This is a genomic window from Halomicrobium sp. HArcel3 (genome assembly GCF_058933135.1).
The window spans coordinates 167,034-181,758 of the sequence record NZ_JBZYDN010000006.1; the positions used below are offsets into that span (position 1 = coordinate 167,034).

The window sequence follows — 14,725 nt, forward strand, 5'->3', positions numbered from 1 at the left end:
GCGCGGTCAGTCCTCGCCGTCGTCTCGCGCGTTGACTGCCAGGACGGGGACGTCAGCGTGCCTGATGACCCGCTCGGTGGTGCTCCCGAGGAGGAACCGGTTGATCCCGGTGCGACCTGCCGTCCCCATGGCGATGCAGTCGACGTCGTTCGCGTCGGCGTACTCGAGGATACTGGCTGCCGGGTACCCGCCGTCGACGGTCGTGACGACGTCCACGCCCGCCTCCCGGGCCCGACCCGCGACTCCCTCGACCGCGCGCTCTCCGTGAGACCTGAGGCGGTCGAGCAACGCGGCCGACTCCGGGTGTTCGACGCCGACGTCGGCGTCGCCGACGTTCAGGACGTGGACCGCGTGGACGCGGGCGTCGAATCGCGCCGCGAGTTCGAGCGCGGGCTCGACCACGACGTCGGCGGACTCGCTGCCGTCGGTCGGGACCATAATTTCGTCGTACGCGCCGACGTGCCGACTCGATTCGGTCGCCCGGACGGTGAGCACCGGCACCGGTGCCCGCCGGACGACCTGTTCGGTCACGCTCCCCATCACGTACCGTTCCACGCCGGTCCGGCCGTGGGTCCCCATCGCGATCAGGTCGATCCCGTGATCGCCCGCGTAGTCGAGAATCTCGTCGACGGGGTCGCCCTTTCGAACGGCGGTCTGAAGTTTGTTCGACCCGTCGACGGCGTCCACAGCGGCGTCGATACTGTCCTCGGCGTCCGCTTCGAGGCGCTCGACGAACTCCTCCCGGAGGCCACCGGCGTCGAACGGGCCGGCCGCAGCGCGGGTGTCGACGACGGATATCACGTGCAGGGTCGCGTCGAACGCCTCGGCGATGGCGGCCCCGTGTTCGGCGGCGCGAACCGCGTGGTCGCTGCCGTCCGTCGGGACGAGAACGGTGTCGATCATGGTCGTATCTCCGTGTAGGAACCATCGCCAGATAAATCGGCCTGCGCTTCTGACCAGCCGGGCGCGACGCCGCTTCTCGGCCGTTGGGAACTGGCAAGTTGATTGACAATCCTGCGATGCGAAGCCAGAACCGGCATGAACTTCGACGAATTCACAGGGCAGGTACAGCACCGCCTCGAACTTGCGGAGACTGGCGAAGCAGTGCGGGCGATCCGGGCGACGCTGTCGAATCTGGGCCGGCGCATCCCCGAGGGAAACGCCGAGGACCTCGCCGCGTCGCTCCCCATGGAGATCAAGTGGTACCCGACCGGTGCGGTCCACGACCACGGCCAGCGCTTCGACTGGTCTACCTTCGTCGAACGGGTCGCCGACGTCGAGGGGATCGACCGGTCCGAGGCCGCCTACCACGCCCAGGTCATCGTTGACCTCGTGACCACTCTCGTCCCACCGTCGGACCTGCAGCAGCTTCGCGACCAGTTACCCGAGAGTGAAGACGACGAGAACTGGGGGAAACTGTTCGCGGTCGTCGACGCCGGCGGCTGGGGCGAGGCTCAGGAAGCCCAGACCGGCGGCGGGCCACAGCCCGGGAACGAGTAACGATGAGGAGTGTACGGACTCGACACGTCAATTCATGAACGAACTCCGATGGCTACAGATGGCCGACGAAGAGATCCACGACTTTCTCGGGAACGGCGGGACCGGTGTCCTCTCCTTCTCGGCGCGCGACGGGGACCCGCCGTACTCGCGACCGGTCTCGTACGGATACGACGCCGAGTCGGGACACTTCCACTTCCGACTCGTGGAGCCGTCGAGCAGGCAAAAGAGAGGGCTGCTCGACAGTCCCGTCTCGTTCGTCTCACACGGCGAGCAGGGGGACAGATGGCGAAGTGTCGTCGCGACCGGCGAACTGGAAGACCTTTCGGACGTGCCGTCCGACTCGGCTGCGATGGCGGAACGGTGGGGCGTGGACATCCCACTGGTCGATATCTTCGAGAGCTCGTCCGACGACGTGACCTTCCGGCAGTTCCGTCTCGTTCCGGACAAACTGACGGGGAGAAAAGCGGTCAAATCCGAGGAGTGACTGGTTCGGAGGGCGTCACTCCCCCGAAGCCGGTGTCGCGTCGATAATCCCCTCGCGACGGACGACGGTCGCGAACTCCCCCTCCAGGTGGGCGAGGGCAGTTCGGTGGACCGTCTCCGGGTCGAACGACTCCCCGTCGAGCGTCCGGTCGAACGTCGCGGTGGCGTCCCGGACCAGCCGGACGTCGAAGCCACGATTCTCGGCCATGCGCGCCGTCGTCGACACGCAGTGGTCGGTCGTCAGCCCGCAGACGACGAGGGTCTCGTACGCCCGGTCACGGAGCCAGGACTCGAGTTCGGTGTCGACGAACGCGCCGTTGACTCGCTTGACGAACTCCGCTTCGCCATCTCGCGGTTCGAGTCCCGATTTGTACGCGAAGCCGGGGGTTCCCCGCCTGAGTGGCGACGACGCCTCCGTGGAGTCGTGTCGGACGTGGACGACCGGGAGGCCGCCTTCCCGCCAGGCCGAGAGCAATCGAGCCGCCTCGGTTTCGGCGTCCGGATTGTTTCGGGTGCCCCACTGCGGGTCGTCGAACCCTTGCTGGAAGTCGACGAGGACGAGCACCGGGTCGGCGGGCAGGTCGACCGTCATCGAACCGTCCCCGGTGACGACCGGCCGGCGTCCGCCTCGCCGCCGCCCTCACACAGCGCTGTCGCCTTCGGATGCTCGCGCGTGACCTTGATCGGACAGCGGTCCGGCGCCTGCGCGTCGTCGCTCGACAGCATGTACTGGCGCCATTCCCGGTCACCCTCGACGCCCCAGTCGCCCAGGTCGGCGTGGGGACAGACGCCGTCGTACTCCTCGAGGCGGTCCTGGATGATCCCCCTGGCCTGCTGTCCCCACTCCGTGTCCCCCGTCACGTCCAGGGACTCGAACAGGGCCCGGGGCTGGAACGTGACCTCCAGGCCAACGGGACAGTGCCGGCTCAGCCGCTGGTCGTAGAACGGCGCGCGACAGGTCGGAAACATCGGTTCGCCGCCGAAGGAGAACTCCCAGTACGGGTCGTCCGGGTCGGTCGGGATGTCCTCGGGCCACGGCTCCGGGTCGTGCACGTGGAGAAACTGGAGAATGTGCCAGAGCCCCTCGTGATAGTCGCGCTCGGAGCGGTCGCGTTCGGGCGGCCTGAAGAAGGCGACCAGCGACGCGCGGTCGCTGTGGTCCTGGTAGGTATCGAGGTACTCGAGGAGCGTCCGGCCCAGGTCCAGCAGCGCGTCGCGGCTGGTCATCGACGGCACGGCGGTGTACAGCGGGTCGCCGTTGGCGACCGACTCGGCCCCGAAGAAACACGGGAAGGGCGCGCCGTCGCTGTCGCCCACGAGCCGCTCGCGGAACGAGTGCCAGTGGGCGGCGACCCAGTCGGGCGCCGCCCCGCTCTCGACGCGCTGCTCGACGGTCGCCTGGTCCTGGAGGCCACCGACGACACGGTTCGTCATTGGGTACGGTGTACGGCTCCGTCGGCTTCTATCCGTCGTTTTCGACGACGGGCGCGTTCCGCGTCACGGGTACCCGTCCGCACCGCCACCCCGGACAACCTACATGAATCCGGCCCGCGACAGTCCACCCGTGTCACGGTCCGCCCACGACGAGCCGGTCGACGACGTCCTCGCGTCGGTCGACAGCGACCCGGACGGGCTGTCGGACGCGGAAGCCGACCGCCGGCGCCGGGAACACGGCGCGAACGAGGTGGAACGGGGGAGCGAGCGGACGGCGCTCGACATCTTCGTCGCCCAGTTCGACAGCGTCCTCATCTGGGTGCTGGTGGCCGCGGCCGTCCTCTCCGTGTGGGCCGGCCACACCGTCGACGCGGTGCTCATCGCCGTCATCGTCGTCGCCAACGGGCTGTTCGGCTTCGTCCAGGACTACCGCGCCGAGGAGAGCCTCGAATCGCTGCGAGAGCTGACCGCACCGACGGCGACGGTCCGACGCGACGGCCGGACGGTCGACGTCGATGCGACGGGCCTCGTCCCGGGCGACGTCGTCGAACTGGCAGGGGGCGACGTCGTCCCTGCGGACGGGCGGGTGATCGAGGTGAGCTCCCTCGAGGCGGACGAGGCGGCGCTCACCGGCGAGAGCGCACCGGTCTCGAAGTCCACCGATCCAGTCGCCGCAGACGCGCCGCTGGCCGAGCGCGAGTCGATGGCCTACAAGGGGACGAACGTGACGCGGGGGTCCGGCGCCGTCGTCGTCACGGCGACCGGGATGGACACCGAGGTCGGTGCCATCGCCAGCGAACTCGCCAGCACCGAGGAGACCGACACGCCGCTCCAGGAAGAACTCGACGCGCTCGGCCGGACGCTTGGCATCGGCGTCGTGGTGCTGGCGGCGCTCGTCATCCCGCTGTTACTGCTCCGCGATACGCCGCCGATTCAGGCCGGCCTCACCGCCATCTCGCTCGCCGTCGCCGCCGTCCCCGAGGGGCTGCCCGCGGTGGTGACGCTGACGCTCGCGCTGGGCGTCCGCAAGATGGCCGACGAGAACGCGCTCGTCCGCCGCCTCCCCGCCGTCGAGGCGCTCGGCGCCGTCGACGTCATCTGTACGGACAAGACCGGGACCCTCACCGAGGGGCGGATGTCCGTCAGCCGTCTCTGGGTGAACGACGCCGTGGTCGACGCGGACGCCCCGTCGGACGACCGGGCGACCGGCGAGGACGACGACCGGGTCGCGAGGGATGGCGACCGCGTCGACCTGCTCGTGCGCGCCGGCGCGCTGTGCAACGACGCCACGCTGGAGGAGGGTGACCCGACCGAGCAGGCCCTGGTCGCGGCCGCCGCGGACCACGGGTACGACGTCGACCGACTGCGCGAGCGCCAGCCCCGAACCGGTGAGATCCCGTTCTCGTCGGAGCGCAAGTGGATGGGCACCGTCCACGGCGACGTGGCCCACGTCAAGGGCGCACCGGACGTCGTCCTCGAGATGTCGTCACGCGTCCGGACGGCCGAGGGCCCCGTCGACCTGACCGAGGAGCGCGCCGACCGGATCCGCGAGCAGGTCGAGGCCTTCGGCGACGACGCGCTCCGCGTGCTCGCCGTGGCGACCACCGACGACCCCGCGACCCTCGACGAGGACGCCGTCGACGCGGACCTGACGTTCCTCGGCCTCGTTGGGATGATCGACCCGGCGCGCGAGGAGGTGGCCGACGCCATCGCCGCGACGAAGCGCGCCGGCATCGACGTGAAGATGGTGACCGGCGACAACGCCCGGACCGCCGCCGCCATCGGCGAGTCCCTGGGCCTGGGGACGTCTGCCATCGAGGGCGGCGAGGTGGAAGCGATGGACGACGAGACACTCCGGGACCGCGTCGAGTCGGTCGACGTGTTCGCCCGGACGTCGCCGGAACACAAGGTCCGGATCCTCCGGGCGCTCCAGGCCAGCGGCCACGTCGTCGCGATGACCGGCGACGGCGTCAACGACGCGCCGGCGCTGAAGAACGCCGACGTCGGCGTGGCGATGGGCGTCCGGGGGACCGACGTCGCCAAGCAGGCCAGCGACGTTATTCTGCTCGACGACAACTACGCCACTATCGAACGCGCGGTCGAACGCGGGCGGGCCATCTTCGACAACGTCTGGAAGTTCGTCGGGTACCTGCTCTCGGCCAACGTCGCCGAGGTGGCCATCGTCTTCCTCGCGTCCCTGTTCGGCTACCTCGTCCTCCCCGCGGTCCAGTTGCTGTGGATCAACCTGCTCACGGACGGCCTGCCGGCGCTCGCGCTCGGGGCCGACCCGGAGAGCGGCGACGTGATGGAACGGCCGCCGCGGGACCCGGACAGCGGCATCGTCGACCGGGCGATGCTCGGGCTCGTCGGCGGCACGGGCACCATCTCGACGCTCGTCATGCTCGCGTTGCTGGTCCTCACGCTCGACGGCGCCCCGGCGGTCACGCCGTACGTGATGACGATGGTGTTCACCGGCTTCGTCTTCCTCGAGTTCGAGAAGCTGTACGTCATCCGCTGGCTCCGGGAGACGCCGACGCTGTCGAACCGGTGGCTCGCGACGGCCGTCGGTGGCTCGATCGCGTTACAGATCGCCGTCCTCTACACGCCACTGGCCGACTACTTCGGCACGGTCCCGCTCGGCCCGGCCGACTGGGGCCTGATCGGGGCCGTGCTGGCCGTGGCCCTGCCGGGGTACTTGCTGGTCGCCCTCGGCGTCCGGCGGCTGCAATCGGCGGAAAGCCGTTTCGAATAACCAATTTCAAAATAGGCTATTTCAAATTAGCCTATTCTGGAATAGCCTATTCTAGAATTGTTAATTGTCAGATCGCCGTCACCTGTTGACCGTCACGGGAATCGAAGCCTCGTCGACGACACGGTCGCCGTCGCCATCTGGAAACGCCCGTTCTCGCGGCGCGACGATCGACTCGTGGCTATTTGGGACGGCGGACCAAAAAGCCGGTATGACCCTCGTCGTCCCGTTCGACGGTTCGGAACTCTCCGAGGCGGCGCTGCTTCGCGCGGAACAGTTCGGCGTCGTCTTCGACGAGTCCGTGGTGGCGGTCACCGTCATCCCGGACGGCAACGTCGAGTACGCGAGAGAACGCGGCTGGATCGAGTCCGACGAGGCGTTCGACCGGTCCGCCGTCGTCTCGAAGATACACGGCCAGGTGTCCGACCTGTGTCCGAGCGCCGACTTCCGTCACTTCGTCGTCGGCCGGTACGCGCCGTCCGGCGCCATCTCGAAGCGGATCCGCAAGGTCGCAAAGCGCGAAGACGCGTCGATGGTGTTCATCGGCAGCGACAACGCCGGCCGCCTCGTCACGTCGATCAGTAGCGTCGGTGGGAGCATCGCGACCGACGAGGCCTACGACGTCGTCATCGTCCGCCACAGCGGCCCCGCCAAGTCCGCCAGGCTCAGGGGAGCGGCCAGCCAGCGGCGACCGAAATCGGACTTCTTCCTCCCCGAGTGACGGACGACCGGCCGTCGTAGTTTGCCCGGTCGAGACCTCCGGACGGGGAGCGGTCACGAACTCCGAACGAAAGTGGCGACAGCTGCCGCGACGCCGGAGAGCGTCGCAAACGCGAGCGCCGTCACGGTACCGAGCCCGAACAGTCCCGCCGCGACGAGAAGCACCGTGAGGAAGACACCGCCGAACACGCCAGCGGCGAGCGCCACGCGCCGTCGCCGTGCGGACGTCTCGTCCCCGAGACCGAGGAAGACGCCCGCGGAGACGAGGACCCCGGCGACGAGTCCCGCCGGAAGACCGACGAACAGGGAGAACTCGATCGACGGGCGAAGGAGTTCGGTCACCGCGACGCCGACGACGAGGAACGCCGCGACTCCGCTCGCGACGACGAGGACGAGGTTCCGGAGCCTCATCTCGTCCACCTCCCGAGCACGGCTTCGCGGACGAGCCGACAGCGAACGAGACGGTGTCGTGTCGGGACCATCAGTGATCCCCGTTTTCGAGACTGGCCGTATAGCTCTTCCGCGGCGTTTTCGGCCCCGACGGGCGTGGATTCGATGCCGACGGTCACCGGGTTCCGTCGGCAACGTGCCCGGAGACGACGAGCGCGTAGCCGAGCAACAGCACGGACGCCCAGACGGGGCCGCGAACGACTGCGCGCCTGCGACGAACGTATTAGTTACTTCGCTAACATTTTGCACGTCAAGCACCTACGGCTGCGTGAGAATGTTCGCGGACACGCTGGGACTTGTCCCGTCGCCCGCTTACGGTTCCGGGGTGACAGTTGACCTCGTCCCGCTGCAGGGGGCCGAGGCGATACGACCGCTGTATCTCGTCGTCGGGCTGGTGCTGCTCGGCGTCACCATCGTCGACATCCTCTGGACCACGCTCTGGGTCGACGGCGGCTCCGGCCCGCTCTCGGCGCGGTTGACGACGTGGATCTGGCGCGGCCTCCGGCAGATCGGTGACACGCGGTCCCGTGCACTCAGCCTCGCCGGACCGGTCATCCTGACGCTGACGCTCGTCACGTGGGTCGGCCTCATCTGGGGCGGCTGGACGCTCGTCTTCGCCGGCGGCGAGAACGCGCTGCTGGCCGCCCGGGACGACGTCCCCGTCACCTGGTCGGGCCGGATATTCTTCGTGGCGTACACGATGTTCACGATGGGCAACGGCGACTTCTACCCCCCGGCGGGGATCTGGCAGATCGCCGCGTCGCTCACGACCGCGACCGGCATGCTGTTCGTGACGATGGGCGTCTCCTACGTGCTCTCTGTCCTCGGGGCCGTCTCGAACAAGCGCTCCTTCGCCAGTAGCGTCTCCGGGATGGGGGTCGACAGCGAGACCGTCGTCTGTGCGGCGTGGGACGGCGAGGACTTCGACGGGCTCCACCTCCCGCTCAACTCGCTCGCCTCACGGCTCGACACGCTCGCAGACCAGCACAAGTCCTACCCGATCCTCCACTACTACCACAGCCAACAGGCCAAGCACGCCTCCGCGATGGCGGTCGCCGTCTTCGACGAGTCGATGACGGTCCTCCGGTTCGGCGTTCTGGACGAGGACCAGCCCGACACCGTCCTCGTCGAGAACGCGCGGTCGGCGAGCCAGAACTATCTCGAGACGCTCAACAACGCGTTCATCGATCCGGCCGACGAGGCGCCGCCACCGCCCGACCTCGACCGGCTCCGCAGCGAGGGCGTGCCCACCGTCTCCGACGAGGAGTTCGCCGACGCCCTCGACGAGCTGGCGGACCGCCGCCGCAAACTGCTCGGAATCGTGACCGCCGACGCCTGGCACTGGCCCCCTATCGACACATGACCGAGGTCACCTTCTTCGTCTCCGGCTTGAACCCGATCGTCAGAATCGTCGTCGTCGGCGTCTCGATGTACGTCGCGCTCGTGCTCTTCCTCCGCATCACGGGGAGTCGAACGCTCTCGAGTATGAACGCGTTCGACTTCATCGTGACCGTCGCTATCGGCTCCGTGTTCGGCCGCGCGCTGACGGCCAAGGACGTCGCGCTCTCGGAGGCCATCGTGGCCTTCGGCCTCCTCCTGGCGCTCCAGTACGTCGTCACCTGGCTCCAGATCCGGTGGCCATTCTTCAGACGCGTCGTCACGAATCCGCCCGCGTTACTGTACTTCCGGGGCGAGTTCGTCAAGGGAGCGATGCGGCAACAGCGCGTCGCGAAATCCGAGATTCACGCCGCCCTTCGCAAGAAGAACTTCGGCTCTCTCGACGACGTCGAGGCCGTCGTCCTCGAATCGTCCGGCGAGATCTCCGTCATCGGCTCCGTCGAAGACGAGTCGTCGTTCGGCGAGCAACTGGAAGAACAGCTGTGGGAGTGAACGGGCCGGATTCGGAATCGCTCGTGGGGAAGGGTGCTCGCGCGTTCGCGAGATGACCGCAGATACTCGCAGATGCTGTCCTCTCGCTCGACCGGATCATAGTGGTGGTTGTAACTTTTTACCGGCGTTCGATGGCACCGGCGACGTCGAACGCCGGTACGGGCTTATAACCACCACTATCAGTCTGCGTGCGGTGCGGTGGCCGTCGATGACGGCGCCCCCTCGTCGTCGAAGAACGGCAACGGGTTCGGGGACCGGAGCGTCGCGATAGCGCTCCACATCACGCCCGTACACATCGCGCCGATCGCGGAGAACGTCATGCCCAGCGAGAGGAACGTCCCGCCGTAGACGAAGCCGATGGTGGCCGACGGGAGCGACGTCCCCAGGGGGACGTGGGCCATCGAGTCGCGCAGCGTCGGCATGAGGAAGAACAGCGAGAGGGAACTCCCGGCCATGAAGACGAGGTCTTGCCACATCATCGCTGGCTTCCTTCGACCGGGGGCGTGGTGGCGGTGATTTCGGTGCAAAACTGGGGGACGGTACGGTGATCGTAGGGAACTGTTACTCGCATTACTAGTGCGGGAGCACCTGCTATAGATAAGCCTTACTCACTAACGAGTAAATATATTCGTGACGGTTCCATATGGTGACGTCTCGCACGTTCGCTGGGCCCTGAGTCCCCACACCGTCCCCGAAAGAGGCCAGCGGATCACGCGCGGTCGCTCGATAAGGTGACGTTACCTGGTGGGACGCGGGTTCGGCGGCCGGGCCGCCGGGCAGCCACCTTCCGAGGACGCCGTCGGGACGACGACGACGCACCGCAATTTTGTTACCGGCCCTGCCGGATGTGACCGTATGACAACAGCGGCCGGTCCCACCGAGCAGCATCGACGCGTCCGCCGTCTCGAAACGGACTGGCGGTTCCACCGCGGCGACGTCGCGGACGGCGCCGACCCCGCTCTCGACGACGGCGACTGGGAGGCCGTCGACGTGCCCCACGACTGGAGCATCGAGGGTCCTTTCGACCCCGACGAGCCGGGCGGCCAGCAGCAGGGCTTCGCTCCCGGCGGGGTCGGCTGGTACCGTCGGACACTCCCCCAGGATATCGACGGCGAGGCGACGCTCCGCTTCGACGGCGTCTACCGGGACTTCGACGTCTACGTCGACGGCGAGCACGTCGGCCACCGCCCCTACGGCTACTCGACGGTGACCTACGACCTGGCCGACCTGGGCGTCGACGGCGGCGAGACGCTCGCCGTCCGCGTCGCCAACGACGACTACCCCCACAGCCGCTGGTACACGGGCTCCGGCATCTACCGCGACGTCCACCTCATCGAGACCGACCCGGTCGCCGTTACCCCCTTCGGCACCGACGTCCGCACGACGGCGGTCAACCGCCAGCGCGCGGAGGTGCAGGTGCTGACCGAGGTGAGCAACGGGACGGACGCGCCCGTCGACTGCGCGCTGGAGACGGAGATCCTCGACGCCGACGGCGAGGTGGTGGCGACGGCGGGGAGCGAAGCGACCGTCGACCCCGCAAAGCCCCACGAGTTCGAGCAGCGCCTCTCGGTCGCCGACCCCGACCGCTGGACGCTGGACGACCCCACTCGCTACTTCGTCCGCAGCGTCGTCTATCGCGAGGGCGACGGCGCGACGGCTTCGCCGTCGCGGAACGAGGAGGGCGGCTCCGCCGCCCTCCCAGTCGACGACTTCGTCACTCCCTTCGGGATTCGCACCTTCGAGTGGACGGCCGACGCGGGCTTCTTCCTCAACGGCGAGCCGGTCGACCTGAAGGGCGTCAACCTCCACCACGACGCCGGTTGTCTGGGCGCGGCGGTCACCGAACGCGCGCTCGAACGCGGCCTCGAAACGCTCCAGGAGCTGGGCTGTAACGCCATTCGCACCGCCCACAACCCGCCACAGCCCGCACTGCTCGACCTCTGTGACCGGATGGGCTTTCTCGTCGTCGACGAGGTGTACGACAAGTGGCGCCACGAGGGTGCCGACGAGTTCTTCGACGAGTGGTGGCGCGAGGACCTGGCGGCGATGATCGACCGCGACCGCAACCATCCCTCGGTTGTGTGCTGGAGCGTCGGCAACGAGAACTACGACCAGGGCGACGACGAGATGATCGCCGACCTGGCCGCGCTGACGGAGGCCGCAAGCGAGATGGATCCGACACGGCCCGTCACCTACGGGAACCCGCCGTGGGGCGACGGCACCGACGGCGTCGTCGAGAACGTCGAACGAGTCGCCGAACACGTCGACGTGCTCTCCTGTAACTACCAGGAGCACTGGTACGACGACTACCGCGCGGCCGGCATCGACATTCCCATCGTCGGCTCGGAGAACCGCCGGTTCTTCCGCGGGTCCGGCGACGACCCGCTGGCGTTCGTCCCGCACAATCCCTGGGCCGACGTGGTCGAGCGCGACGACGTCTGCGGCCAGTTCCTCTGGCCCGGGATCGACTACCTCGGCGAGGCCCGCGAGTGGCCCAGCAAGGGGTGGCCGACCGGCCCCATCGACACGACCGGCGCGATCAAACCCGCCGGCCGGTTCCACCAGGCCGCGTGGTCGGACGACCCCACCGTTTTCGCTGCGGCGGTCGACCACGACCGCGAGCGGCCCGCCTGTCGGCCGGCCTGGAGCGGGCCACCGCTCTCGGCCCACTGGAACTTTCCCGACCGCGAGGACTCCCAGGGGTTCGTCAACGTCTACACCTTCACCAATGCCGAGTCGGTAGAGCTCTACCAGAACGACGAGTCGCTCGGCACCCAGCGGGCCGACGACGGCCCCCGCCCGATGGAGTGGTGGGTCCCCTACGAGCCGGGGACGCTCCGGGCGGTCGCGAAGGCGGACGGCGAGGTCGTCGCCGAACACGAACTCCACACGGCGGGCGAACCCGCACGGGTCGAACTCGACGCCGATCGCGAGGCCATCGCGGCGGACGGCCGCGACCTGGTGTACGTCGAGGCGACCGTCACCGACGAGGACGGCGCGCGCGTCCCTCGCGCAGACCACGAGGTCAACTTCGAGGTCTCGGGCGCCGGCGAGATAGCCAGCGTCGACAACGGGAACCTCGACAGCGACGAGCCCTGGGTCGGCGATGCTTGCTCGGCGTATCGCGGCTCCTGCGTCGTCGTCGTTCGAGCGCCCCGCGAGGCTGGGACGGTCGAAATCGAGGCCGCGGCCGACGGGCTAGCCGGCGACAGCGTGTCCGTGACTGTCAGCGACGACTGACTTGTCGAGGCCGAGTCGACGGGCGAACGGCGAATCTGAGATGTCGTCTACGGAATCTCCGCGACGACGTCGGGGAGTTCGTCGGCACCGGCCCACTCGTGGCACCGCTCGCTGCTCAGGAGTCGCAGGTACGAGGCGGCCATCCCGTTGTCGTACCTGTCTCGCTCCATTTCCGGGTCGTCGTACGTCCGCTTCAGCATCCAGGTCTTCTCCCGATACGACGGTGCGAACAGTAGCCCTAGCTCCCAGACGTAGCCGCCATCGAAGTCCTCTATCACCCCGACGATGTGGGTCGCCATGCCGCAGAGAATGTCGAACACGCGCGTCCAGAGTCCTATCTCCTCGGGTGTGAGGCCGAAGTCTTCCAGTTCGACGGCGACGGCCGGCGGGTCCCGTCGGGCGTCGAGGAGGTCGTAGACGGTTTCCCGTCGCGAGGCGGCTCCCGTCTCGCCACCGGCCCCGGCCACCAGGTACCGGCGCTCGTGTCCCTCGATCCGGTTCATCTGGTCCCCGTTTACCAGATCCTTGACGCGCTGGTGCTCGCTCGGGGTGAGACTGATCGCTTCGACGTCGTCGATTATCTCCTCGGCCTCCGGAACTGTGTCGGTCCCGTCGTCGGCCACTTCCCGGTCTTCATCCCCGGAATTCATTGACTAATTTACAACATTGCCGCGACTTTAATTGCACGGTCGCTACCTAGTGGATTTCGAGACGAGTTTGGATACCAGATGCGCATGTAGTTGTGGATCCAGTTGTGGTCCTACCTTCATCTGAGTGCAAGTGTTTATGGGCGTGGGGCGACAAGTCAGAGACATGAGGCCGACGACAGAGGCGGGTGCCCAGGCGGAAGGGGCCCAGGGGGCCAGCGGCGACCGGTTCAACGCCTGGCGTGCGCTCCAAAAGGCGACCGACAAGAAGCGTGCCGACATCCTCGCCGACGTCGTCGGCCATCCGAAGGGGCTGCCCAGCGTCGAGGAACTAGACTACATGAATCCACCGCTGAGTGAGCACGCTGTTCGCCGGCACCTCGACACGCTGGCCGACGTCGGCGTGGTTCGCGAACGCGAGTTCGAACCGGGGGAACGGGTCGGCGGGTACCCCTACCAGTTCTACGAACTCACCCCGGAGGCCCGAGCCCTGTTCGACCGGAACGGTCTCTTCCCCGAGGAGGCTTGGCAGCGACAGTACCAGTCCGTCGAGAAAACGCCCCGGATCCGGGACATCGAGGCGATGCCGCGGCCGGACGCGGACAGCTAATTCCCACGCCGCTCACTGGCCACACTTTTCTTCCCTGAGCGCCGCCCGGAGCCCGATGGCCGCGATAGCACCGCTCGCCTCGACAGCGTCGACGAGCGACCGGAAGACGACGCCGAGCCACGCCGGCGCGTCGTCGTCGAGCCGGTCGAAGCGCGCGACGTCGACGCGCTCGCAACTGTCGAGGACGTCGCAGGCGGTCTCGGCGGTGCCGCCGTCGAGCAGGACGCTCATCGACTGCTCGATACCGTCACGGGCCTCGTCGACTGTCGCGACGAGCGCGTCGGCGACGTCTGCGGGCACCGGTGTTCGCTGTCGCTGGACGACCGTCCCGACGGTGGTGGCGTGGTCGACGATCCGTTCGAGTTCGGTCGCCGCGGCGTGGTAGTCGAACAGCGTCGTCCGTTCGACGCCGAGGTCGTCGAGCACGGCCGGATCGTCGAGCGACCGGGCGAACTGCCGGCCCACGAGCGCCGCGAGCCGACCCGCTTCGGCGGCGCGGTCCTCGATCCCGTGGGTGCCTACTTCCTCGTCGACGAGCGTCGACACGGCGTCGCCGAGCGCCGAGTCGGCGACGAACTGGAGCTGGCGGAGTGACTGTTCGAGCGAGACGGTACTGGCGTCGAGTAGACTCCGGTAGACGACGGCGTCGTCCGATCGCTGGACGACGTCGACGCCCAGGAGGGACGAGGCCACGTCTCGCAGCGCGCGCTGGTCCGCAGATCCCACCGCGTCGCCGGTCACCTCGATGGCCTCGCGACCGGTCTCGTACGCGGCCCAGACCTGGCGCCGGAGGGTCTCGACGGACCCGTCGGTCGGGGCGAGCTGCAGCGGTTCGCGCTCCGGCTCGGCGTGGCCCGCCGTCTGGACGAGCAGCGAGCCGTCCTCGTAGGGATGGACGCGAACACGCGCGCCCGCTTCCAGCTCTTGCTCGCTGGCCCACTCCTTGGGGAGCGACACCGTGTACGTCGTCCCGCCGGCGATCTGGATCTTGCGCGTCTCCAT

General features: G+C 68.2%; 14 protein-coding genes and 1 pseudogene. 8 read left to right on the plus strand and 7 right to left on the minus strand.

The genetic code is table 11. The features are described from left to right. Positions 1-6: 6 nt before the first annotated feature. A complete protein-coding gene (locus AC5FRV_RS15725) occupies positions 7-903 on the minus strand; it encodes a universal stress protein (protein ID WP_493562036.1) in 897 nt (298 codons plus the stop codon). Positions 904-1,038: 135 nt separating this feature from the next. On the opposite strand from AC5FRV_RS15725, the gene AC5FRV_RS15730 reads away from it, so the two are divergent. Further along, complete coding sequence (locus AC5FRV_RS15730) at positions 1,039-1,500, plus strand: DUF2267 domain-containing protein (protein WP_493562037.1); 462 nt, start codon at positions 1,039-1,041, stop codon at positions 1,498-1,500. A 34-nt stretch (positions 1,501-1,534) separates the two neighbouring features. Then, positions 1,535-1,984, plus strand: a complete 450-nt coding sequence (locus AC5FRV_RS15735; RefSeq protein WP_493562038.1) for a pyridoxamine 5'-phosphate oxidase family protein — start codon at positions 1,535-1,537, stop codon at positions 1,982-1,984. A 15-nt stretch (positions 1,985-1,999) separates the two neighbouring features. On the opposite strand, the gene AC5FRV_RS15740 is transcribed toward AC5FRV_RS15735, so the two are convergent. Continuing rightward, positions 2,000-2,575 carry a cysteine hydrolase family protein gene (locus tag AC5FRV_RS15740; RefSeq protein WP_493562039.1) on the minus strand — a complete coding sequence of 192 codons (576 nt, stop codon included), beginning with the start codon at positions 2,573-2,575 and terminating at the stop codon, positions 2,000-2,002. Then, on the minus strand, positions 2,572-3,417 hold the full coding sequence (locus tag AC5FRV_RS15745; protein WP_493562040.1) for a YqcI/YcgG family protein: 846 nt from the start codon (positions 3,415-3,417) through the stop codon (positions 2,572-2,574). Before AC5FRV_RS15745 ends, AC5FRV_RS15740 begins: the two co-directional genes overlap by 4 nt. Positions 3,418-3,547: 130 nt before the next feature. Between AC5FRV_RS15745 and AC5FRV_RS15750 the strand changes: the two genes are divergently transcribed. Continuing rightward, entirely contained in the window at positions 3,548-6,169 is a 2,622-nt protein-coding gene (locus tag AC5FRV_RS15750; protein WP_493562041.1) for a cation-translocating P-type ATPase, read from the plus strand. Positions 6,170-6,377: 208 nt separating this feature from the next. Continuing rightward, positions 6,378-6,887: a universal stress protein gene (locus tag AC5FRV_RS15755; RefSeq protein WP_493562042.1), complete on the plus strand. Its 510-nt coding sequence runs from the start codon at positions 6,378-6,380 to the stop codon at positions 6,885-6,887. A 53-nt stretch (positions 6,888-6,940) separates the two neighbouring features. On the opposite strand, the gene AC5FRV_RS15760 is transcribed toward AC5FRV_RS15755, so the two are convergent. Then, positions 6,941-7,297, minus strand: a complete 357-nt coding sequence (locus AC5FRV_RS15760; protein ID WP_493562043.1) for a DUF8147 domain-containing protein — start codon at positions 7,295-7,297, stop codon at positions 6,941-6,943. A gap of 403 nt (positions 7,298-7,700) precedes the next feature. On the opposite strand from AC5FRV_RS15760, the gene AC5FRV_RS15765 reads away from it, so the two are divergent. Together AC5FRV_RS15765 and AC5FRV_RS15770 are read left to right on the plus strand one after the other, a co-directional pair. After that, positions 7,701-8,699 (plus strand): two pore domain potassium channel family protein, encoded by a 999-nt coding sequence (locus AC5FRV_RS15765; RefSeq protein WP_493562077.1) that lies wholly within the window; start codon positions 7,701-7,703, stop codon positions 8,697-8,699. Continuing rightward, the gene (locus tag AC5FRV_RS15770; RefSeq protein ID WP_493562044.1) at positions 8,696-9,226 is read left to right on the plus strand and encodes a DUF421 domain-containing protein; all 531 of its coding nucleotides are present in this window, start codon (positions 8,696-8,698) and stop codon (positions 9,224-9,226) included. The genes AC5FRV_RS15765 and AC5FRV_RS15770 overlap by 4 nt, the downstream gene beginning before the upstream one ends. A 248-nt stretch (positions 9,227-9,474) precedes the next feature. Here AC5FRV_RS15770 and AC5FRV_RS15775 read toward each other — a convergent pair. Further along, a pseudogene (locus AC5FRV_RS15775) lies at positions 9,475-9,705 on the minus strand (hypothetical protein); the annotation flags it as partial. A gap of 376 nt (positions 9,706-10,081) precedes the next feature. Here AC5FRV_RS15775 and AC5FRV_RS15780 point away from each other — a divergent pair. Further along, positions 10,082-12,466 carry a glycoside hydrolase family 2 TIM barrel-domain containing protein gene (locus AC5FRV_RS15780; RefSeq protein ID WP_493562045.1) on the plus strand — a complete coding sequence of 795 codons (2,385 nt, stop codon included), beginning with the start codon at positions 10,082-10,084 and terminating at the stop codon, positions 12,464-12,466. Positions 12,467-12,513: 47 nt separating this feature from the next. Here the strand turns inward: AC5FRV_RS15780 and AC5FRV_RS15785 are convergent, their stop codons facing one another. Beyond that, complete coding sequence (locus AC5FRV_RS15785) at positions 12,514-13,116, minus strand: hypothetical protein (RefSeq protein ID WP_493562046.1); 603 nt, start codon at positions 13,114-13,116, stop codon at positions 12,514-12,516. 163 nt (positions 13,117-13,279) lie between these two features. On the opposite strand from AC5FRV_RS15785, the gene AC5FRV_RS15790 reads away from it, so the two are divergent. After that, positions 13,280-13,723, plus strand: a complete 444-nt coding sequence (locus AC5FRV_RS15790) for an ArsR family transcriptional regulator (protein WP_493562047.1) — start codon at positions 13,280-13,282, stop codon at positions 13,721-13,723. Between the two features lie 12 nt (positions 13,724-13,735). On the opposite strand, the gene AC5FRV_RS15795 is transcribed toward AC5FRV_RS15790, so the two are convergent. Then, on the minus strand, positions 13,736-14,725 hold the full coding sequence (locus AC5FRV_RS15795) for an AbrB/MazE/SpoVT family DNA-binding domain-containing protein (RefSeq protein WP_493562048.1): 990 nt from the start codon (positions 14,723-14,725) through the stop codon (positions 13,736-13,738).

What these genes read in the sequence shown, in the direction of transcription:
- AC5FRV_RS15725 (WP_493562036.1), bottom strand. Translation starts at nt 903, where the DNA reads ATGATCGACACCGTTCTCGTCCCGACGGACGGCAGCGACCACGCGGTT.
- AC5FRV_RS15730 (WP_493562037.1), top strand. Translation starts at nt 1,039, where the DNA reads ATGAACTTCGACGAATTCACAGGGCAGGTACAGCACCGCCTCGAACTT.
- AC5FRV_RS15735 (WP_493562038.1), top strand. Translation starts at nt 1,535, where the DNA reads ATGAACGAACTCCGATGGCTACAGATGGCCGACGAAGAGATCCACGAC.
- AC5FRV_RS15740 (WP_493562039.1), bottom strand. Translation starts at nt 2,575, where the DNA reads ATGACGGTCGACCTGCCCGCCGACCCGGTGCTCGTCCTCGTCGACTTC.
- AC5FRV_RS15745 (WP_493562040.1), bottom strand. Translation starts at nt 3,417, where the DNA reads ATGACGAACCGTGTCGTCGGTGGCCTCCAGGACCAGGCGACCGTCGAG.
- AC5FRV_RS15755 (WP_493562042.1), top strand. Translation starts at nt 6,378, where the DNA reads ATGACCCTCGTCGTCCCGTTCGACGGTTCGGAACTCTCCGAGGCGGCG.
- AC5FRV_RS15760 (WP_493562043.1), bottom strand. Translation starts at nt 7,297, where the DNA reads ATGAGGCTCCGGAACCTCGTCCTCGTCGTCGCGAGCGGAGTCGCGGCG.
- AC5FRV_RS15770 (WP_493562044.1), top strand. Translation starts at nt 8,696, where the DNA reads ATGACCGAGGTCACCTTCTTCGTCTCCGGCTTGAACCCGATCGTCAGA.
- AC5FRV_RS15780 (WP_493562045.1), top strand. Translation starts at nt 10,082, where the DNA reads ATGACAACAGCGGCCGGTCCCACCGAGCAGCATCGACGCGTCCGCCGT.
- AC5FRV_RS15785 (WP_493562046.1), bottom strand. Translation starts at nt 13,116, where the DNA reads ATGAATTCCGGGGATGAAGACCGGGAAGTGGCCGACGACGGGACCGAC.
- AC5FRV_RS15790 (WP_493562047.1), top strand. Translation starts at nt 13,280, where the DNA reads ATGAGGCCGACGACAGAGGCGGGTGCCCAGGCGGAAGGGGCCCAGGGG.
- AC5FRV_RS15795 (WP_493562048.1), bottom strand. Translation starts at nt 14,725, where the DNA reads ATGGAGACGCGCAAGATCCAGATCGCCGGCGGGACGACGTACACGGTG.